This window comes from Rhodococcoides navarretei, from assembly GCF_038069675.1.
Taxonomy (GTDB): Bacteria; Actinomycetota; Actinomycetes; order Mycobacteriales; family Mycobacteriaceae; genus Rhodococcoides; species Rhodococcoides navarretei.
In genome coordinates, this window is sequence record NZ_JBBPCN010000001.1 from 1,090,237 (window position 1) to 1,115,148 (window position 24,912).

Sequence of the window (24,912 nt, forward strand, 5' to 3'; positions counted from 1 at the left end):
CTTCACCGACGTCCGTCACCCGCGGTGGCTGTCGTACGGCTGCGTCTACCTGGCGCAAAGACGGCGAGGACGAGTGCCCCAGCGGCGGTCAGCGCCGCCAACGACAGCGTCGCCTGACCACTTCCGTGTACGAATGCGGCTCTGGCGAACTCGGCCAGCGGCTGACCAGCTGGTCCTGCGCGGTCGGCGACCTGCAACGCGGCGGCCAGAGAATCGGCCACCGGACCACGGGCAGGCTCGGGTAGCTGGGGCAGAGCCGGCTGAATGTGCTGAACGTAACCGGCCGCGAGCACGCTACCGGCTACCGCAATCCCAATCGCGGCACCGATTTCGCGAGCTGCGTCGTTGACCGCGGCAGCCACCCCGTGCTTGGCCTCAGGAGTGTCCGAGACGATGGCGAAAGTCGCAGGGGCGGTACACAACCCCAAACCCGCACTCATGATGAGCAAGGGCCACAGCAGGTCAGGGTAAGTTGCCGCGACGGTCAATCTGCTCACCATCACCAGTCCCGCCGCGATGGTGAGCAGACCTACAGTGGTCATCACCCGCAGGCCAACAATGTTCGACAGCCAGGGTGCAATCACCGAGATCACGATGAGCGGCACGACCATAGGGGTCAACGCCAACGCGGCGGTGAGCGGTCCATAACCGAGAATCAACTGCAGATACTGCACCAACAGCAAGAACACCCCGAAGGTCACCAGAAATTGGATACAGACCGACAGTGCGCCGGCACCGAAGCCACGGCGGGCGAACAACCGGACATCGAGTAGGGGTGCCGAGGAACGTAGTTCTACGACGACGAACACCACAACTGCGAACAAGCCCACCGCAGTGCTGATGGCGACGAGCGAATCCGACCAGCCACGGGCCGGAACCTCGATCACAGCGAAGACGATCGCCCCGACCGCGACAACTACGGTCACCGCGCCCACCCAATCGACCGGTGGATGCTCCTGCTGGCGGGACTCCGCGATACTGCATGCCAACCCGGCCAGAACCGCTCCGGCGACGGTCAACCCGACGAACACCGAGGTCCACGACCACTGTTCGAGCAGCACACCAGCCCCGAGGATGCCCAGGACCGCCCCGGATCCAGCAACCCCGGCCCACACACCTACAGCGCGGCCGCGATGCGCCGGTGGAAATCCCGCGGTCAGTATCGACAGCGTCGAGGGCATGACCAGCGCCGCACCCGCCCCAGCCAACGCGCGAGCAGCGATCAGCCACGCCGGGTCGGCGAGAAACAAGGGCAAGGCCGACGCGAAAGCGAACAACGCCAACCCCGCCACGAGCACCCCGCGGCGACCGTACCGGTCACCGATCGCACCGGCAGGCAGAACGAAGCACGCCAATACCAGCGTATAACCGTCGACTATCCAGGTCAGTTGAGCTTGCGTCGCCCCTGTCGCGACCGCGATCTGTGGCAACGCTGAATACAATGCCGCCATTGCGGCCACCACCAACGCGACCGCCATGCACGACACAATCAACATCCACCACTGGGCACCGCTCCATCGAGCGACGCTGGCAGAGTCGGATCTACGTTCGTTCAACGGCCAGCCTCCCAGTTAGAGACTGATCGTCTCGGTACGAGACTATTAGTATCATAACTTTGCGGGTGTGACAGAATGGTCAAGCGAGGACATGTTTTGTCAGTCAAAATGGAGCGGAGCCCGTTCATGGTCGACCCTCTCGTTGCAGCCGAGGGTCCGGCCGACCCCCGGCTGGCGCGCTCACGTAACCGGTTGCTCGAAGCGGCGGGCCAGCTGCTGTCCACCGGCGGTGTCGAGGCGGTCACCGTGGAGGCGGTCACCCGCATGTCGAAGGTTGCACGTGCCACTCTGTACCGCCACTTCGGAAGTACCACTGACCTGCTTGCTGCAACCTTCGAGCGACTACTACCCCCAGTCGACACCGATATCGATACCGGTCCGCTACGTGAACGTCTGATTTCGTTGCTCACCACCCAAGCCGACCTCATCGACCAAGCTCCGGTGCAGATGACCACGCTGGCCTGGCTGGCAATGGGACCCGTCAACAGCGGCGACGCCAGCCGGCGCGATCTCGATCCTGGCGCGGTGGTCTCGCTTCGGGCCCGTGTCATAGAGCAATACCGCAGGTCCCTGGATCAGATCCTGACGGCCCCTGACGCTCGCGCTGTACTCGGCGAGATCGACACCACCTTCGCCCTCATTCAGCTCCTCGGACCGATAGTGTTCGCTCGCCTCACAGGACTGCGCCACATCCACGCCGACGACTGCATCCAAATCGTCGACAACTTTCTCGCCGCCCATGCCGCAAGTGTCCGATCGAGCACTTCGCGCGACCACAGCCGTCCACGGCCGGCCGCGACGCTAGACCCGCAGCTCACCGACGGCCAATAAAACTTGATGCGAAATTTCACCATCAATGCGCTATCCAGTCAGGGATCGCAGCGCTCACTGGATACGGCCGGACGTGTGCTCGAGAACTCGGAGTTGCACTGCAGTGCACTTCTGACATCGTGCAGCCGTCTTCTGAAACTGACACGAGGAACGCGAATCGGTCGTAATCTGCTCCAATAATCCGCCCGTTCGACTGTGTTCTGTTGGGAACCCTCTCAACAAAAGTTGAGCAACGCTATGGGGCGTACCAGACTTTCCCGGTCACCCGATCTCGAGCCCTCGAAATTGCTACGTTCTGCCGGTCCGAAGTGACATGGGACACCGATCGTTGCAGGGGAGCGAGAATGCACGTAGAAGCACTGTTCGGAGATGGTTCGTTGCGTCCGGTCTGGCCGCACGCGGATGCACTGATCACCAGCGAATGCCCGGGGCTTCGCTTCGCCGGCAAGTACGCCGACGTCGTCGCTCTGAGCAACGGTGATCCGACCGCGTTGCGGCCGTTCGTCGACGAGGACACCCGACGCCGGGTGGCGAGCATGGCACCGCCGCGCACCGACACGGCGCTGGTGTTCGGAGCCAACGGATTCCTCGGCGCGCACCTGATCGGCCGACTCACTCGTGATTCCGCCGTCGAGGTCGTCTATGCGATGGTGCGCCCCACCGAGGAGGAGACGGCGTTCGAGCGCCTGCAGCGCACCTTCGACCAGTACGAGATCGAGGTCGACGCCGACAAGATTCGCATCGTCGAGGGCACTCCCACGACGTTCCGGTTCGGTCTCGACAAGGCTGCCTACTTCGATCTTGCTGCCGGAGTGGGGCAGATCTTCAATTGCGCCAGCTCGACCGACTACACCGAGAGCTATGCCGATCTGCGCGACGACTGGTTCGTGAGCGTCCTGCGCATTCTCGAATTCAGCATCACCTCCACGCGTAAGCACCTCACCTACGTGGGCAGCATCGGAGCTCACCTCTACCAGAAGCCCGAGGATTTTCGCCGCCCGGATTCGTGGTGGTACTCGGGCTACGCGCAGATGAAGTGGGTCAACGCAACGCTTCTCGGGTGGCTCTCGATGTCGGACACCTACTCCGTCACCCTGTGCGAGGCCCCCTACATTCTCGGAAGTACCGAACTCGGCCGTGATCCCGGACGGGTGTACAGCTTCTGGCGCATCATCGAACTGGCCATCGCCGCCGGTGCCATCTGGGACGGCCCGGGAATGAACTACGTTCCGGTGGACGTGATGTGCGACGTCATGGCCGGCAATGCGCTGCGCAGTCACCCGTTGACGCGGCTCCTACCGAGCAACCCCACCGGTTACGGCCACGACCTCTACGCCGAGCTGCTCGGACTCGACCTGGTGAGCTGGGACGAGTTCAAAGAGCGCGTCAGTTCGCGCATTTCGCCTCGATTTGCCGAGACGATGCTGGCCGACAACATCGATCAGCTGATGCGCCTGGTGCACAAGCCCGAGGCGATACTCCCACTCGACCACGACATCTCGTGGTGCGACCACCGCCGACTGTTCGAGCTCTATTTCGAGAAAGCACAGCTCAAGACGCTCACGCCCGCCGCCGTCAACTGACGTGGCAGACGGATTCGAGCCCACCTCGGTGCGCCTACGGGACGTACCCATCGGCCGCGAGGTGACCAACGGCGTTCTCTCGCTCGGCTTCTACGTGGTGTGTGGGCTGATCGGACTGCTGCCCGGCCCGGTGCGGAACTGGGCAGCGGATGCCTTCGTGACCTGGTCGGAGAGCGTCGACGAACAGCGGCACAGCTGATGTCGTGGTGTCGGTGGGCCCTCGGCCTCGCTGCCGCGACGGCAGCTCCGTTCGCGCTGTTCGTCTACTGGCGAACCCGGTTCTTCTTTCGCGATCCGCATCGAGTACCGCCCGCCGATCCGCGAGCGGTACTGGCTCCTGCGGACGGCTTCGTCACGTACGTCAAACGAGTGGAGGCAGGCAGTACCGCGTTCGCAGTCAAGAAGGGGCGAACCATTGCCCTCGACGAGATCGCCGGCGTCGCCGAAGCCGACAGCGGGTACCTCATCGGCATCTACATGTCCGAATACTCGGTACACCGCAATCGAATTCCGATCTCGGGCATCGTCAGGATGCGCCGACACCGATCTGCGGCACCGTTCAACAAGTCGATGGCCCGGGTCGGGGCCAATCTGCTGACGCGGCGAACTCCCTACGACGTGGGCTGCGACTACCTGCTCACCAACGAACGACTCACCGTGTCGATCGAGCACGCGTGCGGAGCCGTGGTGACGGTGACGCAGATAGCCGACCTGTGGGTCAATCGCATCGTTGCGCACATCGCGGTGGGCGACACCGTCGAGCGCGGCGAGCAGTACGGAATGATCCGCTTCGGTTCTCAGTGCGACGTGTTCGTGCCCGACGCACTCGTCGACGAGATCACTGTCCGGCCAGGCAATTACGTGTTCGCCGGCGAGACGACGGTGGTGCGTTCACCGATCCTCGTCGACGGCAGACAACCGAGCGAAGAGGAACGATGATCACGATCGAAGAGGTCGACGGCAAAGCCGGTTGGCGTGAATTCGAGTCCGTCTCGGACCTGGTCTACCAGGGCGATCCGTACCGCCTACCCGACGAGTCGATGGACCTGGGCCGAATTCTCATCGCACCGCCGCCCTCGGTTGCCGCCACCCGCGTCACGAAAGCATTTCTGGCTCGCGAGAACGGGATTGCCGTCGGTCGCGTCGTGGCCATCCACGATCTGTCGTTCACCGAGTACACGGGGGAGCCGATCGGCTTCTTCGGCTTCTACGAGGCGGTCGACGATCACGACGTCGCCGAAGCGCTGCTCGACGCTGCGGCGCACTGGCTTTCGGCGCGCGGACTCGCGACGATTTCCGGGCCCTTCGGTCCGTCGATGTTCTACAGCGCAGGCATCGTCGTCGACGAGGTCCCGGCGCTGCCCCTGGTGGGGATGCCGCACAATCCGCTCTACTACGCGGCCCACTTCGAGAAGTGGGGTCTGATGGCGGTCAAGGACTTCTACAGTTACCTTTTCGACGACCCGTGCATCATCTACAACGACCCCAAATACGCGCGGCACATGCAGATCTTCGAGAAGATCAAGGCGCGATCCGAGGTGACGTTCCGGTCGATGAAATACCGGACGTTGCGACGCGACGCGAGCATCGTGCGGGATCTCTACAACAAGACGTTCGTGAACTTCTGGGGCTTCTCGCCGCTGTCCTACACGGAACTGTTCGAGTTGCTGAAGATGATGCTTCCGGTCATCGATCGTCGGCTCACCCTGCTGGCCGAACTCGACGGCAAGCCCGTCGGCTTTCTGATGGGAATCCCGGACGTCAATCAGGCCGCCGCGAAGGCGTCGCACCTGAAGTCGCGCTGGGCACGAGACCTGGTGACGCTGTGGCACGTCAAGCGTCCGGGTCGCACGGAGGTCATCGACGGAGTGCGGGTGGACATGCTGTTCGTCGATCCGGATTGCCCCGATCGAGCCGTGTCCTCTCTGCTGATCATGGAGATGTCGGTGCGTATGCGCGATCTCGGGTTCACGCGCGTCGAAGCGGCTCCCGTGCTCGACGACAGTCCGTGGATGAAGGGCTCGGTCCTGTCCCGGACGAAACTCGCTCCGCACCGCACGTACCGCATCTTCAGCCGGGAGTTGACGTAGATGACCGACACGATCTCGCGAATCGACCCGCAGGTGAGCTGCGGAAACATCGGCGACCGGTGGGGTCGACTGGTCGCGCGGCGACGCTGGGTGGTGCTGGCGATCTGGACGCTGCTGGCGGTGGGATCCGCGATTCTGTACCCAGCGCTGCAGAACTCCCTGGTGGGGGCCAACTTCTCCGTTCCCGGAACCGAATCCAGCCGCGCCGACCAACTGGTCGAGCAGCATTTCGCGTCCTTCGGCTCGGAACAGCTCGTCGTCACGTTCACCTCGGATTCGGTGGACAGCCGGAACCCGGCCTTTCGCGCACGGGTGGCCGAGGTCGTCTCGTCACTGAGGCAGTCACCGGACGTACTGCGTGTCGTCGACCCCTACGAGAGCGCAGGATTCGTCCCGACGATCTCCGACGACGGGACCTCGGCGCTCGCATTCGTCGGCATCGGCGGAGAGGCCAGCGATCGGATCGCAGTGGCCGAACGCGTGCAGGAGATGATCGGCGGTGCGTCCGGTGATGGCGTCGAGGTGGCGGTGACGGGCTACTCGCCGATGACCGTCGATCTCACCCGCGTCGAATCCGAGGACGCCGTGCGGGCCGAGAGCATCGGTCTGCCCATCGCTTTCGTGGTGCTGGTTCTGGCGCTGGGTTCCGTGGTCGCGGGCATCGTGCCGCTGGTCACCACCGGAATCGGAGTGCTGGCGGCGTTCGGCATGTTCGCGTTGCTGTCCAACGTGATGACCTTCGATGTTCTCGTCACCACGGTGGCGGCGATGTTCGGTCTGGGTCTGGGAATCGACTACGCACTCTTCATCGTCAGTCGGTTCCGGGAGGAGATCGGGCGGGCCGGACCCGGTGAAGATTCGGACAGGACCGAGCGCGCGGTGGGGGCGGCCATGGGCACCGCCGGACACATCATCGTCATCTCCGGTCTGGTCGTGTTGATCGCACTCGGAGCCCTCGCGATCGTCGATGTCCCTGCGGTGCAGAGCATCTCGTTGGTCGTCGCGCTCACCATCGCCACCGTCGTCGTGGTCGCGTGGACCCTGCTGCCGGCACTTCTCGCGGTGCTGGGAACGCGCATCGGGGCCTGGTCGCTGCCGCGACGATTCCAACCTCCCTCGGTCGACGAGCACGACGCCGCAGTTCCCACGTGGTGGTCGCGGTGGGCGCAGCACGTCATCGAGCGCCCCTGGCGTTACACGGTCGCATCCGCCGCCGTCCTCATCGTCTGCCTGGTTCCCATCGGTTCGATCTCGTACGGGGTCGATCTCGGTGCCGAGGCGCTGAGCGCGGAACCGTCCGGACGAGCCAACACGGTCCTGACCGAGAAGTTCGCGCCCGGCACCATCTCGCCCATCACCATCGTGTTCACCGGCGAGGACGACAGTCCATTGGGACCGCAGCAGATCGCCACGGTCGACGCGTTCGCGAACTCCGTGCGCGGAGACGATCGCGTCGCCTACGCGTTGGCGCAACCCGAGGGCGGCCGGTCGTTGCTGATCGTGGTCCCGTCGGTCCCGATCGACTCGACGGAGGCCGCCGACCTCGTCGAAACCCTGCGTTCTCAGGCAGTTCTCGCCGGTGACGTGGACGGCACCAGCGTGTCCGTGGGCGGTACCACCGCGCTGGTGGTCGACGCATCCGAGGAGATCTCCGGCAAGTTCGTCTGGGTCGTCGCCGCGGTACTGGCCTTTTCTCTCTGTTACTTGGCCGTCGTGTTTCGCAGCGTGGTGATCCCGCTCAAGGCCGTCGCCATGAACCTGCTGGTCACCGGGGCAGCGCTGGGTGCCACCGTCGCCGTCTTCCAATGGGGTTGGGGTTCGAGCATTCTCGGCTTCGAGAGCCCGGGTTACATCCAGGTGTATCTACCGGTGACGGTGTTCGCCGTGGTCTTCGGTCTGTCGATGGACTACGAGGTGTTCCTCATCGGCCGTATGCGAGAAGTGTTCGTGCGGGGAGCGAGCAACGACGTCGCCGTCGTCGACGGCATCGAACACACCGCCAGGCCGATCACCGCCGCCGCCGCAATCATGATCGCCGTGTTCGCCAGCTTCCTCACCGCAGACGTGCTCGAGCTCAAACAGTTCGGCTTCGCTCTTGCCATCGCGGTGCTGTTCGACGCCGTGCTGGTGCGCATGATGCTGGTGCCGGCGATGATGAAGCTCTTCGGCGAGCGCAACTGGTGGCCCGGTACGCGGAATCGTCAGGTGGTCGGCAACTGAGCCGACGCCAGCAGCGAGCCGTCCGCGCCGCGGATCTCGATCTCGGTGACGTCGCCGCGAAGTACCGCCGCGTTCATGCGGCATTCGATGGTGACGTCGCTACCGAGAAACGTGCCGGACGGGAGTTCGGTGCCCCACCGATCGACGAGGACGACCTCGTACGGGCCTCGATCGGACACGCCGTCCATGTCGAGGAACGTCTCGGTGCCCCACGTGTGCGCAACGAGGCCGCCCTCGATGTCCACGCTCGGCATGCTCGTGGTGAAAGCGACCTGCTCGTAGGCACCCAGGGTTCCCGGAGGTCCGGTGATCGCGGCCGGTGGATCCTCGGGTTGCGGTCGAGAGGCGTCGATACCGAGCACGACGCCGCTGCCGACGACCAGCCCCGCGATCGCGGCGGCGGCCGCCAGGCCGGCCGATCTGCGCGGTCCACGTGTCCGCTGGGGTGGCCACGCAGAGCCGGGTGACGTACCCAGAACTCGGGCGCGGAGGTCGGGTGACGTCGATGCTTCGAGCCACGGTTCGGTCGGACCGCGACGACCGAGAGTCCCGGTCAGCGCGCGCAGTTCGGCGATGTCCCTGTCGACGGTGGGATCGGATGCTGCGAGCTCGCGTAGCTCGGCGGCCTCGGTGTCGTCGAGGTCGTCGCCGACGGCAGCGGCGATCAGTTCGGCTCGGCGATCGTCTCGGGCGTTCATGCTTCCTCCTGTCCGTCGAGATGGTCTCGCAGCGCCCTCAGTGCGTAGAAGGCGCGAGTGCGCAATGTTCGTACGGCAACGCCCGTCGACTCGGACAGTTCCGCATAGGTGGTTCCCGCCAGGTGCACCGCAACGACGACCTGCCGATGATCGGGAGAGAGAAGGGCGAGCGCGGCGATGATGCGCAGTCGCTCGTCCACGTCGGGACTGGTGTCACGCGAGATCGCGACCGATCGTCGGTCGAGGTCCTCGATCCTTTCCGACGCCGGCTTCGGCATTCTGCTCAGAGACCGTTGGACGTCGACGATCACATTGCGCTCGATGGCGAACAGCCAGGTACGCAGCGCTCCTCGGCTGGGCTCGAATCGGGACCGGGCCCGCCATGCGCGAAGGAACGTCTCCTGGACGCAGTCCTCGGCAAGCGCTCGGTCGCGCAGTGCGTTGACGGCGAAACCGAGCATGGCCGACGCATGCTCGTCGTACGCGGCAGCGACGTCGAAGTGCAGTTCGATCACGCTCCCGATGCTCATGACAGTGACTACGTCGACGGACCCCCGGACGTTCATATCCGAGACTGGAGTATTTCTTTACCGAATTTTGAACATCGTGGCATCGACCGTCGTACACCTCTGCACGGGCTCGCCTGCCCGATGCTCCCACGGAAGGCCCACGAGATGACCAGACGCTCGATCACCCGCCCGACCATGTCCGTCCGCGGCACCGCCACCGCAGTCGTCGGCGGCACGGCCGCTGCACTGATGCTGTTCACCGCGGCCCCGGCCGGTGCCGATACCCCCGTTGCCGAACCGGACTCGTTCACCAGCGCGTTCACCGCGATGGCAACTCCCGACCAGGTGGTGAACGGCGACGGTGTCGCCACTCCGGGCCAGCCGGGCGCGACGGGCACGTTCACGCTGCGCATCAATTCCGATCTCGACATCGTCTGCTACGACATCGCGCTCGACGGCGTCACCGGCGATTACATGAGCCCGGCCAAGACCGCCACGCACATTCACGAGGCGGCGGCGGGTGCTGCGGGACCTCCGCGTCTGGCGTTCCCGAACCCGACGCCGATCGGTGACGGCCCACGTTCGAGCACCGGCTGCATGCAGGGACCGTTCACCACCGGCCTGACGCCGGCCGGTGCCGACGCCGACAGTGGAACCGGATTCACGCTGGACCAGATCGAAGCAAATCCGGCGGGCTTCGCGGCCGACACCCACACCGTCGACTTCGTGGCCGGAGCGGTACGCGGACAGCTGACGCAGATTCCGGTCGGCTCCGTCGCCACCGGAGGTGGCGGTTCGGCTCTGGCCGCGGCGTCCGATTCGGCCTCCAGTAATGCGGTGCCCGTCGTCGGCGCGGTTGCCCTCGGCGCAGTAGTCCTGGGTGCAACGGCGATCGCGGGAGTGACGTTGGTTGCTCGCCGCAGCGGAACGGCACGCAGCTGAGATCTCGGCTCCTGGTTGCTGTTACGGCAGTGGTGGTGGTGACGGGCTGTACGTCCGCACCGCCGCCATCTGCCGCACCATCACCACCTGCCGCACCAACACCTACCTCGGTACCACCTGCCGCACCAGCGACCGAGTCCTCGACCGCTGGAGATTTGCCGGGACCGGGCCCGACGGCGGATTTCGCGGCGCAGGCACCGACCCGGCTCAGCGTCGAGGCCATCGACCTCGACGAGCCGTTGATCGGCCTCCATCTCACCGAGAACGGCGAGATGGAGGTGCCGAGCGACTACGACGACGTCGGGTGGTTCACCGGCGGCGGCAGACCGGGCGTGATCGGTAGTCCTACCGTGCTGGCCGGGCACGTGGATTCCACGACCGGTCCCGCAGTGTTCGATCGGTTGTCGGAGCTTCGACCGGGAGATGTCGTGACGGTGGGGGACGGGACGGGTGGTCGAGTCGACTACCGCATCGATCGGGTCGGCGACTACGGCAAAGTGGAGTTCCCGACGGTGCAGGTCTTCGGGGCGGTGCCCACCGACGAGATCAGGCTGATCACGTGCTCGGGCGACTTCGACGCCTCGGTGGGCAGTTACGAGCGCAACCTCGTCGTCTACGGAGTGCGGCAATAGCCCAGCGTTTTGGAGTTGACGCGGAGGATGTTGTAACCTGAACAACGGTTCGGATCACGAGTGCTCGCACTCCGGTCCAGACCGCCCAATCAAGTTCTACCCAAGACCGTTGGTCACCGCCTTCTCGAAGGATTCACTTCCGGGAGTTGCGCGGTTGAAGGTCCGAGATCGTGTCGGACGGCCCACGCAGGAGAACGAGGTAGGGAACCTGTCTGCAGTCCTCGCGACTGCCTGCTCGTTCACGCCCCGTGTGCTTCTTGCGCCGGGGCGTTCGTCGTTTTCCGGCCCTCTCGCGATCGACACAACTTCCCACGAGAGGAGGCGAAGTATGGCAAAGCCCGAAAAGGTCTCAGCAGTATCGGAGATCACCGAACAGTTCAAGGGTTCGACGGCTGCCGTCGTCACGGAATACCGTGGCCTGTCGGTGTCCGGTCTGACTCAGCTCCGGCGTGCGCTCGGCGAAGGTGCCACGTACTCCGTCGCCAAGAACACCCTGGTCAAGCGCGCAGCGGCCGAGGCAGGTATTACCGGCCTCGACGAGTTGTTCGTCGGACCGACCGCCATTGCATTCATCAAGGGCGAGCCGGTCGACGCAGCGAAGGCCATCAAGGCCTTCGCGAAGGACAACAAGGCCTTGATCGTCAAGGGCGGCTACATGGACGGCGCAACGCTGTCCGTGGAAGAGATCAACAAGATCGCAGACCTCGAGTCGCGCGAAATCCTGTTGGCCAAGCTCGCCGGCGCCATGAAGGGCAACTTGTCGAAGGCTGCAGGCCTGTTCAACGCTCCCGCATCGCAGTTCGCGCGTCTGGCGTTCGCGTTGCAGGAGAAGAAGGCTGCCGGCGCACCCGCCGCAGCCGAGGCACCTGCAGAAACAGAAGCACCGGCGGAAGCTCCCGCCGAAAGCTGATCCGCTGGTATTGGCGTACAGCTCAGCTCCACACCATCAACACCATGCCGCGGATCAGCGGTTAGGTACTTACAGGAAGGACCCGCCACCATGGCGAAGCTCAGCACCGAAGAATTGCTCGACCAGTTCAAGGAGCTCACTCTCCTCGAGCTCAGCGAGTTCGTGAAGGCATTCGAGGAGACCTTCGAGGTCACCGCAGCTGCCCCCGTCGCCGTTGCTGCTGCAGGCGGCGGCGCAGCCCCCGCCGAGGCTGCTGAAGAGCAGGACGAGTTCGACGTCGTCCTCGAGTCGGCCGGCGACAAGAAGATCCAGGTCATCAAGGTCGTCCGTGAGGTCGTTTCCGGCCTGGGCCTGAAGGAAGCCAAGGATCTCGTCGAGAGCGCTCCGAAGGCAATTCTGGAGAAGGTTGCCAAGGACGCAGCCGACGCCGCCAAGGAGAAGCTGGAAGCTGCCGGCGCGAAGATCTCCGTCAAGTAGGACCGCTTCGTTGCAGTCGTGCTTCGTGCTCTGAACGCACGAGCGCAAGAAGGGCCGTTCCCACCTCGGTGGGACGGCCCTTCTTCTGTTCTCGGACACCGCACGGGGTGCACCGTTGTGATCGATCACGGACTCCTGCAAATCGCGTGACACCGGCCTTGTGCCCCTGTTTACTCGGTTTCGCCGAAGTCCAAAGCATTCCGAAGGGTTTCGGCGGTCATTGTTTGTGGCGTGTCACAGCTTTGTGACGCAGGGACTTGTCACAGTTCTGGCGAGTCGCCGACCGTGTCGCGTGAGATGAGCCACACTGATGCAAGCTCTACAGCCTGACTCGGGGAAGTTCTTACTGGGCGGTAAGCTCCCGTGTCGGTGCGGACACGTGCATGGGATACAGTGACACAACCCACATCCGGGTCGATGTGTACGAATTGTGGAGGTCAGCGTGGGAGTCGAGGTTTCGGTCGAGGGATTGACCAAGTCTTTCGGGGTACAGAAGATCTGGCAGGACGTGACGTTGACCCTGCCGAAGGGTGAGGTCAGTGCGCTCCTCGGTCCTTCCGGTACCGGCAAGTCGGTCTTCCTGAAGTCCTTGATCGGCCTCCTGCGTCCCGAACAGGGCAAGATATTCATCGACGGAACCGACATCCTGCAGTGCTCCTCCCGTGAGCTCTACGAGATCAGGAAGCTCTTCGGGGTGCTGTTCCAGGACGGCGCACTGTTCGGCTCGATGAACCTCTACGACAATGTCGCGTTCCCGCTCCGCGAGCACACGAAGAAGTCCGAGTCCGACATCCGCAAGATCGTCATGGAGAAGTTGGAACTGACGGGTCTGCTCGGTGCCGAGGACAAGCTGCCCGGCGAGATCTCCGGCGGTATGCGTAAGCGCGCCGGTCTCGCCCGCGCTCTGGTTCTCGATCCCGAGATCATCCTGGTCGACGAGCCGGACTCCGGCCTCGATCCCGTTCGCACTACGTACATCTCGCAGACCCTGATCGACATCAACGCCGAGATCGACGCCACGATCCTGATCGTGTCGCACAACATCAACCTCGCTCGGACGGTGCCCGACAACATCGGCATGCTCTTCCGTCGCCAGCTGGTCATGTTCGGCCCCCGCGAGGTGCTCCTGACGAGCGACGAGCCGGTAGTCAAGCAGTTCCTCAACGGAACGATGATCGGTCCGATCGGCATGTCGGAGGAGAAGGACGAGGCGCAGATGGCGCAGGAGCAGGCCATGGTCGACGCCGGCCACCACGCCGGCGGCGTCGACGACGTCGAAGGCATCGTGCCGCAGATGAAGGCCACTCCCGGAACTCCGGTGCGCGAAGCCGTCGGGCGTAGGCAGGAGCGCGTCCGCCAGATCATGCACACCCTGCCGCACAATGCCCAGGTTGCGATCCAGGAAAGCCTCGACACCACCGACCCGGGTCAGCGTTACCCCGCGTATGCAGACCAGCAGCAGGGTTACGACCAGCAGGGTTACGACCAGCAGGGATACGACCACCAGGGTTACGACCACCAGGGTTACGACCACCAGGGTTACGACCAGCAGAGTTACGACCAGCAGAGTTACAGCGGGCAAGGTCATGATCAGCAGGGCTACCAAGCTCCAACACAAGGTCGGGGTCAATAGCAGACATGGGGGGATCGAAGAAGTCCACGTTCGCTCCGGCGAGCGCCGCTCTGACACAAGCCGGCAATATCGTCGAACTGTTCGTCGAGGTGGTTCGCAACACCTTCCGTAGGCCGTTCCAGTTCCGCGAGTTCATCGAGCAGGCCTGGTTCATCGCCAGCGTCACGATTCTGCCGACGGCGCTCGTCGCCATTCCGTTCGGCGCGGTCGTGGCGCTGCAGACCGGATCGCTCATCAAGCAGCTCGGTGCCGAGTCGTTCACGGGTGCGGCCAGCGTGCTCGCGGTCATCCAGCAGGGCAGTCCGATCGTGACCGCACTGCTGGTGGCCGGCGCTGCCGGTTCTGCTGTGACTGCAGACCTCGGCTCGCGCACCATCCGCGAGGAGATCGACGCCATGCGAGTGCTGGGTATCGACCCGGTACATCGTCTCGTCGTTCCCCGAGTGCTCGCGATGATCCTCGTCGCACTTTTGCTCAACGGCCTGGTCTCGGTCGTCGGCATCGCCGGCGGTTACTTCTTCAACGTGATCCTTCAGGGCGGCACCCCCGGTGCATATCTGGCGTCGTTCTCGTTTTTGGCCCAGCTGCCGGATCTGTATGTCGCCGAGGCGAAAGCAGCAATCTTCGGACTCATCGCGGGCATCATCGCCTCCTACAAGGGCCTCAATCCCAACCCCGGACCCAAGGGCGTCGGCGAGGCAGTGAACCAGACGGTTGTCATCACGTTCCTGCTGCTCTTCTTCGCCAACCTCATCCTGACCCTGGTCTATCTCCAGGTCGTCCCAGCGAAGGGAGCGTAACCGCGATGACGATCGCAAGAGGTCGCGGTGACCGCACGCTGATGCGCGTCAAGCGCGTCGGCAACGCCCCGCTCAACGTGCTCGACCGCGCAGGCGAGCAAATGTCGTTCTACCTGCGGGCCATCGGGTGGATTCCCAAGACCGCAGTGCATTACAAGAAGGAGGTGCTCCGCCTGCTGGCGGAGGTCACCTTCGGCAGCGGTGCGCTCGCCGTCATCGGTGGGACCATCGGCGTGATCGTGATGATGTCCGGCTTCACCGGCATCGTCGTCGGTCTACAGGGCTATGCAGCCCTCGAACAGCTCGGTAGCTCCGTGCTCACCGGATTCCTGTCCGCGTACGTCAACACCCGTGAGATCGCGCCGATTGTCGCAGGACTGGCACTCTCGGCCACCGTCGGCTGTGGTTTCACCGCCCAGCTCGGTGCCATGCGAATCTCCGAGGAGATCGACGCGCTCGAGGTGATGGCCGTACCCAGCGTGCCGTTCCTCGTGACCACCCGCATGATCGCAGGCTTCGTGGCCGTCATCCCGCTGTACATCGTCGGGCTGTTGGCGTCGTACGTCGCATCCCGAGGGATCAGCACCATTTTCAACGGGCAGTCCACGGGGTCCTACGACCACTACTTCAACCTCTTCCTACCTCCGGAAGACGTGTTGTATTCGTTCTTGAAGGTGCTGATATTCGCCTTCGTCCTGATCATGATCCACTGCTATTACGGCTACCACGCCTCTGGCGGACCTGCCGGTGTCGGCGTCGCAGTGGGCCGTGCCGTTCGTACCGCGATCGTCACGATCGCCGTACTGGACTTCTTCTTGAGCCTCGCCATCTGGGGCACGACCACCACAGTGAGGGTTGCGGGATGATCGACTCGCCGTCGCGACTGAAGCGAGTACTCCTCGGTTTGGCGTTCTTCCTGGTGCTCATCCTGTTCCTGGGGTGGAGCATCACGTCCTACAACAAGACGTTCAAAGATGTGGTGAAAGTCAGCCTCGAAACCGACTCGGTCGGCAACGCGCTGCCGATGAACGCGGATGTCAAGGTGCGCGGAATGATCGTCGGCGAGGTGCGCTCGGCGTCCACCGTCGACGGCGTCGTGACCTCGCAGCTCGCCATCGATCCGGACAAGGCACCGCTGATTCCGTCGAACGTGACGGCACGGTTGCTTCCCAAGACACTGTTCGGTGAGCGCTACGTCTCGTTGATCGTGCCCGAGAACGATGCGGCGTCGCCGATCTCCGAGGGCACGGTCCTCAAACAGGACACCAGCGGAAACGCCATCGAGGTCGGGCAGTTGCTCGACGGCTTGCTTCCACTGCTGCAGGCGATTCCGCCACAGGATCTGGCGAACACCCTCGGGTCGTTGGCGCAGGGCCTCAGCGGGCGCGGTGAGCAACTGGGCCAGACCATCGACAACCTGACGAACATCGTGTCGGGTCTGAACACGGAGTTGCCGAACATCCAGCAGACGTTGGTCGGGCTGGCCGACTTCTCGCAGACCTACGCAGACGCGGCACCGGACTTGGTCTCGGCGCTGGACAACTTGCGGACGACGGGCAACACCGTGGTCGAGCGGCAGTCCAGCCTCGACACGCTGTACGGCTCCCTGACCTCGGCGTCGTACACCACTGCGGACTTTCTACAGACCAACTCCGAGAACCTGATCGGATTGGCCGCGAACTCTCGGGAAGCGCTCGAGCTGCTGGCCGAGTTCTCCCCGACGTTCGGCTGCACGTTCACTTATTTCGCCGAAGGTGCCAGGCGCGGAAAAGTCGTACTCGGTGAGGGCGACGAGTACCCCGGCATCAACGTCTCCGCACCGTTCGTCAACCCGAAGGGTCGTTACTTGCCGAACCAGGACGAGCCGCGCTTGTTCGACGATCGCGGAGCCACCTGTTTCGAGCCCGCGGCGCCGGGGGAGTTCTTCCCGCAGTATCCGGGAGGCTCGATCAACGACGGTTCCTACCAGGTGCCGACCCGGAACCCGGGCCCGCAGGTGATCGAAGGACAGGGACCACCGAAGTCTGCCCAGAGTTCCATCGTTCCCGCCGTCTCCGCATCCGCGCAGCCGGCGAGCTACGAGGGCTCCGACTTCGAGCGCGACACTCTGGCCGTGATCTACGGACAGGCGAGTGGTGTTGCACCGGACAGTATTCCGTCGTGGGCGGCCGCTATCGGCGCACCGGCACTGAGAGGAGTGGAGGTGACCGTGCCATGAGAGGCCTTCTCGCGCCGATCATCAAGTTGGTCGTGTTCGCCGTGATTACGATCATTGCTACGGCCACCCTTGCCTTCACCATCGCCAATTCCAGCGGCGGCGGCGGCACCAAGTTCTCGGCTGTGTTCACGGACGTCACGTCTCTCAACGAGGGCGACGAGATTCGTATCGCGGGCGTTCGTGTCGGCCAGGTCGACAAGATCGAGATCGCCAACGAGCGCGAAGCCAAGGTGGACTTCACTCTGAGCAGTCGTGATTGGCTCCCGGCCAGTTCGACGGCGACCATCCGATTCCGGAACCTGGTGGGCCAGCGCTACATCGCCATCGAGCAGGGTTCGGGAGATCAGGGTCGGAAGATCACCGACGGTGCCACCATTCCGTTGGAGCGGACCAAGCCTGCGGTGAACCTGACCACGCTCTTCGACGGCTTCCGCCCGCTGTTCACCACGCTCAGCTCCGATGACGTCAACAAGCTGTCGTACCAGATCATTCAGGTGTTCCAGGGGGAGTCGGGCACCATCAACGAACTGGTCACCAATACGGCGACCCTGACCAACACCGTCGCCGACAAGGATCAGGTCATCGGGCAGGTCATCACCAATCTGAACAACGTGTTGGAGACGGTGAACCAGAACGACGGGCAGCTCGACAGCCTGATCGTCAACACGCAGCAGCTCGTCTCGGGCCTGTCGGCCGACCGTGGTGTCGTCGGCTCCGCCGTGACGTCGCTCGCCGGCCTGACCAACGCGACCGCCGACCTGCTCGAGCCGACCAGGCCGTCGATCCAGGGTTCGGTGACTGCGTTGAACACGTTGGCCGAGACAGTCAACCGACGAAGCGACGACGTGGACACGGTCCTCGGAATTCTGCCCGTCAAACTCGAGAAGCTCATTCGCACGGCCCAGCAGGGATCCTGGTTCACCTTCTATCTGTGCGGTATCGACATCGTCGCCGGACCGGGTAGTTCGCCGAATCTGAATCTGCCGACCGGGCTGCCGACCGTCAACCAGCCGCTGTACACGAACTCCGCAGCGCGTTGCAAAGCTGGGGGGATCAAGCAATGAAATCTCGTCGTAGTCCGGCCACCATCGGTGCGCTAGGTATCGCAATCATCCTGCTCGCCACGATGTCGGTCTTCTTTCTCGACCGGCTCCCGATCATCGGTGCGGGTTCGGTGTACACCGCCGAGTTCAGCGAGGCAGCAGGGCTCAAGCCGCCCAACGAGGTCCGTATCGCGGGCGTGAAGGTCGGCAAGGTCACCGATGTGCGTCTCGACGGCGACCGGGTGCTCGTGGACTTCACGGTCAAGGACGCCTGGGTCGGCAACGAGTCGCGAGCGGCCATCGCCATCAAGACTGTGCTGGGGCAGAAATATCTGGCGCTCGACCCGAGCGGTCCGGAGACGTTGAGCCCCAAGGACCCGATTCCGCTCGAGCGCACCACGTCCCCGTACGACGTGATCGACGCGTTCTCCGCTGCGGCCTCGACCATCAGCGACATCGACACCGATCAGCTGGCGACGAGCATGCGGACCCTGTCCGAGGCGTTCTCCGAGACGCCTGCGAACATCCGTGCCTCGCTCGACGGTGTGACTCGGTTATCGCAGACCGTGGCCAGCCGTGACGAGGAACTGAAGAAGCTGTTCGAGGCCACCGGCGAGACCTCGAAGGTGCTGGCCGACCGCAACGAGCAGTTCAACCAACTGATCACCGACGCGGGCCCGCTTCTCGAAGAGCTCAACAATCGGCAGCAGGCCATCTCGCAGCTGCTCACCGGCACTCAGCGAGTGTCGCAAGAGCTGACCGGCCTGGTTCGCGACAACGAGGCCACCATCAACCCGATGTTGCAGCAGCTCAACGGCACCATCGAGATCCTGCAGCGCAACAACGACAACCTCGACCGTGCGCTGAAGCTGTACGAACCGTTCATTCGGCTGTACACGAATCTGACCGGCAACGGCCGGTGGATAGACATCACGCTGGCAAACCTCACACCGCCCGGAGTTCCGTTGATACCTGGTTACCGCCAGCCCTCGCTCGATACGTTGGCGGGGAACTGATGACAGACACGCAGACAGCACCGAGAAGCAAGAACAAGCTCGCGCTGATCGCCGTCGTCGTGACCGTGGCGCTCGTCCTCGCGGTCGCCGGCTGGTGGCTGTTCACCAGGGCCGGAACGACCAAGATCACCGCCTACTTCGACAAGTCGATCGGCATCTATTCCGGCTCGGAGGTGCGCGTGCTTGGCGTCAAGGTCGGTACGGTCGACTCCGTGACGCCGCAAGGCGAAGACGTGGAGGTCGTCCTCCGCGTCGACCGTGGGGTCGACATTCCTGTGGACGCAAAGGCCGTGCAGGTCACCCCGTCGCTCGTCGCCGACCGCTACGTCCAGGTTTCACCCGCCTACACCGGCGGCGACACCATGGCCGACGGCGCGACGATCGGTCGCGATCGAACCGCAACACCCGTCGAGGTCGACGAGCTGTACAAGTCCATCGACGACCTGTCCACCGCCCTCGGTCCGGACGGCGCGAACAAGGACGGCGCTCTCACAGATCTGGTCAACACCGGTGCAGCCAACCTCGACGGCAACGGTGAAGCGTTGGGCAACAGCATCACCCAGCTCTCGGCCGCCGGTCGAACGTTGAGTGACTCGCGCACCGACGTGTTCGACACGATCAAGAACCTGCAGACGTTCGTCAGCGCCTTGGCCGTCAACGATCAGCAGGTACGCAACTTCAACACCCAGTTGGCCGACCTGACCGGTTTCCTGTCGGGGCAGCGAGAGGACCTCGGAGCTGCACTCCAACAGCTGTCGGTCTCGCTCGGCGACGTGGCGACGTTCGTCGCGGACAACCGGACCCAACTGACCGATGCCGCGAACGGTCTCACGGTTCCGACGCAGACACTCGCCGACAACCGCGAGCAGCTGGTGCAAACGCTCACGTTGCTGCCGCTGGCCATCAGCAACCTGGTAAACGCCTACGACGCCGAGTCGGGAACGCTCGCCACGCGCGCCAATCTCCAGAACGAGACCCAGGATCCGCTCGGCACCCTGTGTCAGCTCATCGATCTCGGAAAGCTGGTTCCCGGTGATCCGCGCTTCGAAGCACTCGGTGCGCAGATTCAGCCGATCATCGATCAGTGCTCCAACATCACCACGATGATCCAGGCCCCGATCAAAGACCAGAACCGGATCGTGCTGCCGTTCGGCGTTCTCACCAACGACATCGAGCAGAACGTGTCCGTGCCGGGCACCGTGCCTGGCGTCGTCTCGCCCAGGCTCGGAAACAGCTCGATGCCCGGACTGGAGCAGTCGTACATCGGAGGTGGGGGACAGTGAGAGCCTCTGTGAATCGGAATCGAGCTCGAGTGAAGCGTTCTTTGGTGGTCGGAGCCGGTGCGTGCGTGGTGGCGCTGTCGGCCGGAGCATGCTCGTCGGCCGGCATCTACGCGATACCGCTGCCCGGCGGTGCCGACGTCGGTGAGAACCCGTTGAACCTGACGGTGCAGTTCGACGACGTACTGGACCTCGTCCCGCAGTCGACCGTGAAGGTCGACGGCGTCTCGGTCGGCCGCGTCGACTCGATAACGGTCCCGAACGACGGCTGGACCGCCGACGTCAACGTCATCTTGAATTCCGACGTCGACCTTCCGGCCAACGCGATCGCATCGGTGCAACAGACCAACCTGTTGGGCGAGAAGTTCGTGCAGCTCTCGGCACCTCCTGGCGACGAGGAAGCAGCGCGTCTGCAGGACGGGGCCACGATCCCGCTCGATCGCACCCGCCATGCCACCGATATCGAACAGGTACTCGGTGCGCTCTCGCTGCTGCTCAACGGCGGCGGTGTCGGGCAGCTCTCGCCGATCGTCAAGGAACTGAGCACGGCGTTCGACGGTCGCGAAGGCAGAACCAAAGAGCTTCTGCAGCAAGCGAACACCCTCATCGACGGCCTCAACCAGCAGCGTGACGACATCACCCGCGCCATCGACGGGCTGGACACTCTCAGCGGCCGCGTCAACACGCAGACCGACAAGATCGACGCAGTGCTGAAGGATTTGCCGATCGCCACCGAGGTTCTCGAGCAGCAGCGCCCGCAGCTGACCGAGATGCTCGGAGCGCTCGACCGTCTCGGAGCCGTCGGCACCGACGTGATCGACCGTTCCAAGGACGATCTCATCGCGGACCTGCGGGCACTACGCCCCACGCTCCAGGCCCTGGCCGATTCGGCGGACGACGTGGTGAGCTCGCTCGCGGTGATCCCCACCCTGCCGTTCGCGGACGGCACCGAGAAAATCATCGAGGGCAACTCGGCGAACCTGTTCCTTTCGCTCGACCTGTCGATCGGAACTGCGTTGCGCAACTTCGGCGTCGGGGAGGGCGATCCGGTCTACATCCAGCCCAAGTACGGCAACACGCTGCCCGTCGTCGACCCGTCGAATCCGTACTACAACGGCAACGGACCGCGCCCGGGTTGGCCGACGATCTCGCTGCTGCCGTTGCCGCCGATCATCCCGTCACCGGTTCCCGGCCCTGGTGCACCTGCGAACGAGCAGGCAGCGGCGGCCGCCGCGCCCGCACCGGCCGATCCGTTCGCACCGTTGAACGATCTGCTCGAGCGATTCGGAGTTGGACAGTGAGATCGAGACTGGTTCGCATTCAATTGGTCCTCTTCGTCGTGGTCGCCGTACTGGGGTCGGTCTATGTCGGTGCCAAGTACGTGCGACTTGACAACATGCTCGGCTTCGGGCAGTACCAGGTCGATCTGAACCTCGCCGATTCCGGTGGCATCTTCTCCAACGCCGAGGTCACCTACCGAGGTGTCCCGGTGGGAACCGTCGGAGATCTGGAACTGACCGAGGACGGCATCCGAGTCGCGCTCATGCTCGACAACGGTGGCCCCGACATCCCTGCCGACACCAAGGCCGTCGTGGCCAACCGATCGGCAATCGGTGAGCAGTACGTCGACCTGCAGCCCGAGACCGATCAGGGCCCGTTCCTGGTCGAAGGGTCACAGATTGCGCAGGCCGACACCACCACGCCGGTGCCGGTGGAAGAGGTTCTCGCCAACACGAACACGCTGGTTCGGTCGGTACCGCTGGAGACGTTGACGCGAGTCGTCAACGAGCTCGGCGTCGCATTCGACGGTAAGGGCAACGATCTCGCTTCTCTCGTCGATTCGCTCGGGAACATCTCCGAGGCTGGAAACGAGGCCCTGCCGCAGACGCTCGCGTTGGTTCGCGATGCGGTGCCGGTGCTGAACACGCAGTCCGAGCAGTCGGACCTGATTCGACAGTTCAGTACCAGCCTGGACGAGGTGACGGCTCAGCTGAAGTCGAGCGATCCGGACATCCGTCGCCTGATCGATACCGGTACTGCGGCGGGCGACCAGCTCGGTGGCCTCATCACCGATGCGGGTCCTGCTCTGACGACCGATATCAACAACCTGGCCCTGGTTGCTGCTCAGGCCGAACCTCGGTACGTTGCGCTTCGTCCGTTCCTGACGTTCCTGCCTGCACTCGGTGCCGGTATCTCGACGATCGTCCCGGACGACGGCACGATCCATCAGGGTCTGTTGCTCGAAACCAACAACCCGCCGCCGTGCACCGTCGGCTACGAGGGCAGCCAGGCGATCCTGGACGAGGAGAAGCGGAAGAATCCGAACTTCGACGAGACGCGGGAGAACTACCCGCTGAACCTCGATGCGAACTGCGCTACGCCGCAGGGCAGCGTCACCGGTGTTCGTAGCGCGAACCGAATCGTGTTCGCCGATCCGGACGTGCCGCAGCCGTGGGACCTCAAGCCCAAGGTCGATCCCGAGAAGCTGAACCTCAACCCCATTGCCACCCAGTTGGCACCGCTGATCGGCGTCACGCCGAAGTAGTGAAATCGGTGGAACTGCTGCTCAGCACTATCGTCGGGCCGAGAGTGGTTCGGCCGGATATTACCGAGTAGTAGGGTGGAAAGTGTGAACTCGAGCACCGAAGCCCTGGAGTCCTCAGCGACTCCAGGGCGTAACAAGACCGCGAAAATCCTCTTTGCCGTCGTCACGGTGATCGCCGTGGCGGCCCTCGCAGCGGCCGTGTTCTTCGGATACGGCTGGGGCAATGCGTTGCTGAGTCAGAAGCCCACCGCGGACACCCGCGACTCTGCTCTCACCGGCGCTCAGCAAGCGGCCGTCAACCTCAACACTGTCGACGCGGCCAACATCGACCAGTCGTTCGACAACATGAAGTCGTCCATCACCGGCGACCTGATGCTCAACGACCTCGAGCAGACGCGGTCGGGTATCACCGACCAGGTTCGTCAGTCCGGTGCCAAGAGCGACGCCGAGGTGCTGCACGGAACGTTGACCGAGCTGAGCACGGACGAGAACACCGCCACCGCTCTCGTGGTCATCGCGACGACCACTACCTGGCCCGACCGCATCGAGCGCAGCAAGCTGACGATGAGCCTGGCCATGGAAGAGATCGACGGGGTGTGGAAGACCAACAAGGTCGACCCGATCGGTTCGCGGATCTCGCTCGACAACCCCAGCACCAACCCCGTCATCCCGAACGAACCGGGCGGCCCCGCCGATCCGAATGCCGCCGATCCGATTGCGGCCGACCCCGGTACGGACGCGACGCCTGCTCCCGAGCCGGACTCCGGCGGTAACTGAGAATCTGGCAGTGGTGTTTTCCGTCTGTACCGAAGTGAGTTTCGAAGGAGTTCTGTAGTGCCTCCCCAGCGTCGCAAGATCGTTCCACCCACCACCACCAGCAAGGTTCGACGCAAGGTGGCCGGCACCGGGAAGCCGACTGCAGCCGACACCGACACGGCGTCGACCGACGCCGAGGGATCGGCGGCCGCCGAGTCGCAGGCCGTTACGACGCCGACCGAGCCGGTTCTCGACAAGCCCGCAACCGACAAGCCTGTGACCGAGAAGCCGTCACTCGCGAAGTCTTCGGTCGACAAGCCTGCAACCGACAAGTCTGCAACCGAGAAGCCTTCGGTCGACAAGCCTGCAACCGACAAAACTGCAACCGAGAAGTCTTCGGTCGACAAGCCTGCAACCGACAAGTCTGCAACCGAGAAGCCTTCGGTCGACAAGCCTGCAACCGACAAAACTGCAACCGACAAGTCTGCAACCGACAAGTCTGCTGCCGACTCCATCGCAAGCGCCTCGTCCTCCGGACCGGTGTCGGGTATCGGCTACAAGCACGTGATCGTCGTCGCGGTGATTGCCGTGGTGCTCGGCGCGTTCGCTGCCGTTGCCGCGTTCAAGCCGTTCGCCACGATCGACAATGCGGCGTGGGTGGATTCCGCGGCCACCCAGGAGGTCACTTCGGCTGCGACCGATGCGCTGCAGACCCTGTACACGTACAAGGCCGAGACGATCGATGCCGATTTCGATGCGGCCCGCGCTGTTCTCAATCAGTCGATGCTCGACGAGTTCAACTCCACCGCTGAGACAACCAAATCTGCTGTGGTGCAAACGAATACGGGTACCGAGGCCATGGTGACGGACATCGGTGTCACGCGGTTGGAGGACGACAAGGCCGAGCTGCTCGCCAACGTGAACATCAGTGCCACGCAGAACGGCGTCGCGTCGGGCAGTGCCGAGGGCCCGTTGACGGTGAACATGGAGAAGGTCGACGGCACCTGGAAGCTGTCAGCCATCGACGATCAGTAGCCGAACAGGCGATCAGTAGCCGCTCCGACCACTAGCTCGATCAGGCCCCGTTCGACGCAGAAGCCCTGCGCGGACGGGGCTTTTTCGTGGGCTTTTCGGTCATCTGTCACGCGCTCGGGCCGAGCTACCATCGCGTTT

At 63.9% G+C, this 24,912-nt stretch carries 24 protein-coding genes; 21 read left to right on the forward strand and 3 right to left on the reverse strand.

Translation table 11 applies throughout. The features are described 5' to 3' along the window. Nucleotides 1-2 precede the first annotated feature (2 nt). Entirely contained in the window at nucleotides 3-1,478 is a 1,476-nt protein-coding gene (locus AABD04_RS05475) for an MFS transporter (protein WP_371827903.1), read from the reverse strand. A 204-nt stretch (nucleotides 1,479-1,682) separates the two neighbouring features. On the opposite strand from AABD04_RS05475, the gene AABD04_RS05480 reads away from it, so the two are divergent. The 6 genes from AABD04_RS05480 (at nucleotide 1,683) to AABD04_RS05505 (ending at nucleotide 8,280) form a co-directional block, all read left to right on the forward strand. Continuing rightward, complete coding sequence (locus AABD04_RS05480) at nucleotides 1,683-2,387, forward strand: TetR/AcrR family transcriptional regulator (RefSeq protein WP_027498235.1); 705 nt, start codon at nucleotides 1,683-1,685, stop codon at nucleotides 2,385-2,387. Between the two features lie 344 nt (nucleotides 2,388-2,731). Beyond that, the gene (locus AABD04_RS05485; RefSeq protein ID WP_094665723.1) at nucleotides 2,732-3,970 is read left to right on the forward strand and encodes an SDR family oxidoreductase; all 1,239 of its coding nucleotides are present in this window, start codon (nucleotides 2,732-2,734) and stop codon (nucleotides 3,968-3,970) included. Nucleotide 3,971: 1 nt separating this feature from the next. Then, entirely contained in the window at nucleotides 3,972-4,169 is a 198-nt protein-coding gene (locus AABD04_RS05490) for a hypothetical protein (protein WP_027498233.1), read from the forward strand. Then, nucleotides 4,169-4,909, forward strand: a complete 741-nt coding sequence (locus tag AABD04_RS05495; protein ID WP_068053209.1) for a phosphatidylserine decarboxylase — start codon at nucleotides 4,169-4,171, stop codon at nucleotides 4,907-4,909. The genes AABD04_RS05490 and AABD04_RS05495 overlap by 1 nt, the downstream gene beginning before the upstream one ends. Then, nucleotides 4,906-6,060, forward strand: a complete 1,155-nt coding sequence (locus tag AABD04_RS05500) for a hypothetical protein (protein ID WP_068053212.1) — start codon at nucleotides 4,906-4,908, stop codon at nucleotides 6,058-6,060. Before AABD04_RS05495 ends, AABD04_RS05500 begins: the two co-directional genes overlap by 4 nt. Continuing rightward, nucleotides 6,061-8,280 (forward strand): MMPL family transporter, encoded by a 2,220-nt coding sequence (locus tag AABD04_RS05505; protein WP_094665724.1) that lies wholly within the window; start codon nucleotides 6,061-6,063, stop codon nucleotides 8,278-8,280. It begins immediately after the preceding gene. Here the strand turns inward: AABD04_RS05505 and AABD04_RS05510 are convergent. Both AABD04_RS05510 and AABD04_RS05515 read right to left on the reverse strand, forming a co-directional pair. Then, the gene (locus tag AABD04_RS05510; RefSeq protein WP_027498229.1) at nucleotides 8,262-8,978 is read right to left on the reverse strand and encodes a hypothetical protein; all 717 of its coding nucleotides are present in this window, start codon (nucleotides 8,976-8,978) and stop codon (nucleotides 8,262-8,264) included. The genes AABD04_RS05505 and AABD04_RS05510 overlap by 19 nt on opposite strands. Further along, nucleotides 8,975-9,508: an RNA polymerase sigma factor gene (locus tag AABD04_RS05515; protein ID WP_045840763.1), complete on the reverse strand. Its 534-nt coding sequence runs from the start codon at nucleotides 9,506-9,508 to the stop codon at nucleotides 8,975-8,977. The genes AABD04_RS05510 and AABD04_RS05515 overlap by 4 nt, the downstream gene beginning before the upstream one ends. 144 nt (nucleotides 9,509-9,652) lie before the next feature. Here AABD04_RS05515 and AABD04_RS05520 point away from each other — a divergent pair, with 144 nt between their 5' ends. From AABD04_RS05520 to AABD04_RS05590, 15 genes are all read left to right on the forward strand, one after another. Beyond that, nucleotides 9,653-10,429 (forward strand): CHRD domain-containing protein, encoded by a 777-nt coding sequence (locus AABD04_RS05520; protein WP_027498227.1) that lies wholly within the window; start codon nucleotides 9,653-9,655, stop codon nucleotides 10,427-10,429. A gap of 155 nt (nucleotides 10,430-10,584) precedes the next feature. After that, a complete protein-coding gene (locus AABD04_RS05525; RefSeq protein WP_231893840.1) occupies nucleotides 10,585-11,061 on the forward strand; it encodes a class F sortase in 477 nt (158 codons plus the stop codon). Nucleotides 11,062-11,389: 328 nt separating this feature from the next. Next, nucleotides 11,390-11,971, forward strand: a complete 582-nt coding sequence (gene rplJ / locus AABD04_RS05530) for a 50S ribosomal protein L10 (protein WP_008713855.1) — start codon at nucleotides 11,390-11,392, stop codon at nucleotides 11,969-11,971. A 90-nt stretch (nucleotides 11,972-12,061) separates the two neighbouring features. After that, a complete protein-coding gene (gene rplL / locus AABD04_RS05535) occupies nucleotides 12,062-12,448 on the forward strand; it encodes a 50S ribosomal protein L7/L12 (protein ID WP_008713856.1) in 387 nt (128 codons plus the stop codon). 442 nt (nucleotides 12,449-12,890) lie between these two features. Next, the gene (locus tag AABD04_RS05540) at nucleotides 12,891-14,081 is read left to right on the forward strand and encodes an ABC transporter ATP-binding protein (protein ID WP_094665774.1); all 1,191 of its coding nucleotides are present in this window, start codon (nucleotides 12,891-12,893) and stop codon (nucleotides 14,079-14,081) included. 5 nt (nucleotides 14,082-14,086) lie between these two features. Then, nucleotides 14,087-14,881, forward strand: coding sequence for an MlaE family ABC transporter permease (locus AABD04_RS05545; RefSeq protein WP_027498224.1), 795 nt, complete (start codon nucleotides 14,087-14,089; stop codon nucleotides 14,879-14,881). Nucleotides 14,882-14,886: 5 nt separating this feature from the next. After that, nucleotides 14,887-15,747: an MlaE family ABC transporter permease gene (locus AABD04_RS05550; RefSeq protein ID WP_027498223.1), complete on the forward strand. Its 861-nt coding sequence runs from the start codon at nucleotides 14,887-14,889 to the stop codon at nucleotides 15,745-15,747. Then, nucleotides 15,744-17,099 carry an MCE family protein gene (locus AABD04_RS05555; protein WP_008713865.1) on the forward strand — a complete coding sequence of 452 codons (1,356 nt, stop codon included), beginning with the start codon at nucleotides 15,744-15,746 and terminating at the stop codon, nucleotides 17,097-17,099. Before AABD04_RS05550 ends, AABD04_RS05555 begins: the two co-directional genes overlap by 4 nt. Next, nucleotides 17,096-18,163, forward strand: coding sequence for an MCE family protein (locus AABD04_RS05560; protein ID WP_027498222.1), 1,068 nt, complete (start codon nucleotides 17,096-17,098; stop codon nucleotides 18,161-18,163). Before AABD04_RS05555 ends, AABD04_RS05560 begins: the two co-directional genes overlap by 4 nt. After that, nucleotides 18,160-19,158, forward strand: coding sequence for an MCE family protein (locus tag AABD04_RS05565; protein WP_008713869.1), 999 nt, complete (start codon nucleotides 18,160-18,162; stop codon nucleotides 19,156-19,158). Before AABD04_RS05560 ends, AABD04_RS05565 begins: the two co-directional genes overlap by 4 nt. Further along, a complete protein-coding gene (locus AABD04_RS05570) occupies nucleotides 19,158-20,441 on the forward strand; it encodes an MCE family protein (protein ID WP_027498221.1) in 1,284 nt (427 codons plus the stop codon). Before AABD04_RS05565 ends, AABD04_RS05570 begins: the two co-directional genes overlap by 1 nt. Nucleotides 20,442-20,470: 29 nt before the next feature. Continuing rightward, nucleotides 20,471-21,739 (forward strand): MCE family protein, encoded by a 1,269-nt coding sequence (locus AABD04_RS05575; protein WP_027498220.1) that lies wholly within the window; start codon nucleotides 20,471-20,473, stop codon nucleotides 21,737-21,739. Beyond that, entirely contained in the window at nucleotides 21,736-22,983 is a 1,248-nt protein-coding gene (locus tag AABD04_RS05580) for an MCE family protein (protein ID WP_068283782.1), read from the forward strand. Before AABD04_RS05575 ends, AABD04_RS05580 begins: the two co-directional genes overlap by 4 nt. A gap of 84 nt (nucleotides 22,984-23,067) precedes the next feature. After that, on the forward strand, nucleotides 23,068-23,760 hold the full coding sequence (locus AABD04_RS05585; RefSeq protein ID WP_341440451.1) for a hypothetical protein: 693 nt from the start codon (nucleotides 23,068-23,070) through the stop codon (nucleotides 23,758-23,760). Nucleotides 23,761-23,817: 57 nt separating this feature from the next. Next, the gene (locus AABD04_RS05590; RefSeq protein ID WP_341440452.1) at nucleotides 23,818-24,774 is read left to right on the forward strand and encodes a prolipoprotein diacylglyceryl transferase; all 957 of its coding nucleotides are present in this window, start codon (nucleotides 23,818-23,820) and stop codon (nucleotides 24,772-24,774) included. The last annotated feature ends 138 nt before the right edge of the window (nucleotides 24,775-24,912 follow it).

Coding starts and splice junctions, on each gene's coding strand:
- AABD04_RS05510 (WP_027498229.1), bottom strand. CDS start 8,978: ATGAACGCCCGAGACGATCGCCGAGCCGAACTGATCGCCGCTGCCGTC.
- AABD04_RS05480 (WP_027498235.1), top strand. CDS start 1,683: ATGGTCGACCCTCTCGTTGCAGCCGAGGGTCCGGCCGACCCCCGGCTG.
- AABD04_RS05565 (WP_008713869.1), top strand. CDS start 18,160: ATGAAATCTCGTCGTAGTCCGGCCACCATCGGTGCGCTAGGTATCGCA.
- rplL (WP_008713856.1), top strand. CDS start 12,062: ATGGCGAAGCTCAGCACCGAAGAATTGCTCGACCAGTTCAAGGAGCTC.
- AABD04_RS05475 (WP_371827903.1), bottom strand. CDS start 1,478: ATGGCGGTCGCGTTGGTGGTGGCCGCAATGGCGGCATTGTATTCAGCG.
- AABD04_RS05485 (WP_094665723.1), top strand. CDS start 2,732: ATGCACGTAGAAGCACTGTTCGGAGATGGTTCGTTGCGTCCGGTCTGG.
- AABD04_RS05500 (WP_068053212.1), top strand. CDS start 4,906: ATGATCACGATCGAAGAGGTCGACGGCAAAGCCGGTTGGCGTGAATTC.
- AABD04_RS05550 (WP_027498223.1), top strand. CDS start 14,887: ATGACGATCGCAAGAGGTCGCGGTGACCGCACGCTGATGCGCGTCAAG.
- rplJ (WP_008713855.1), top strand. CDS start 11,390: ATGGCAAAGCCCGAAAAGGTCTCAGCAGTATCGGAGATCACCGAACAG.
- AABD04_RS05560 (WP_027498222.1), top strand. CDS start 17,096: ATGAGAGGCCTTCTCGCGCCGATCATCAAGTTGGTCGTGTTCGCCGTG.
- AABD04_RS05555 (WP_008713865.1), top strand. CDS start 15,744: ATGATCGACTCGCCGTCGCGACTGAAGCGAGTACTCCTCGGTTTGGCG.
- AABD04_RS05570 (WP_027498221.1), top strand. CDS start 19,158: ATGACAGACACGCAGACAGCACCGAGAAGCAAGAACAAGCTCGCGCTG.
- AABD04_RS05505 (WP_094665724.1), top strand. CDS start 6,061: ATGACCGACACGATCTCGCGAATCGACCCGCAGGTGAGCTGCGGAAAC.
- AABD04_RS05495 (WP_068053209.1), top strand. CDS start 4,169: ATGTCGTGGTGTCGGTGGGCCCTCGGCCTCGCTGCCGCGACGGCAGCT.
- AABD04_RS05545 (WP_027498224.1), top strand. CDS start 14,087: ATGGGGGGATCGAAGAAGTCCACGTTCGCTCCGGCGAGCGCCGCTCTG.
- AABD04_RS05520 (WP_027498227.1), top strand. CDS start 9,653: ATGACCAGACGCTCGATCACCCGCCCGACCATGTCCGTCCGCGGCACC.
- AABD04_RS05515 (WP_045840763.1), bottom strand. CDS start 9,508: ATGAGCATCGGGAGCGTGATCGAACTGCACTTCGACGTCGCTGCCGCG.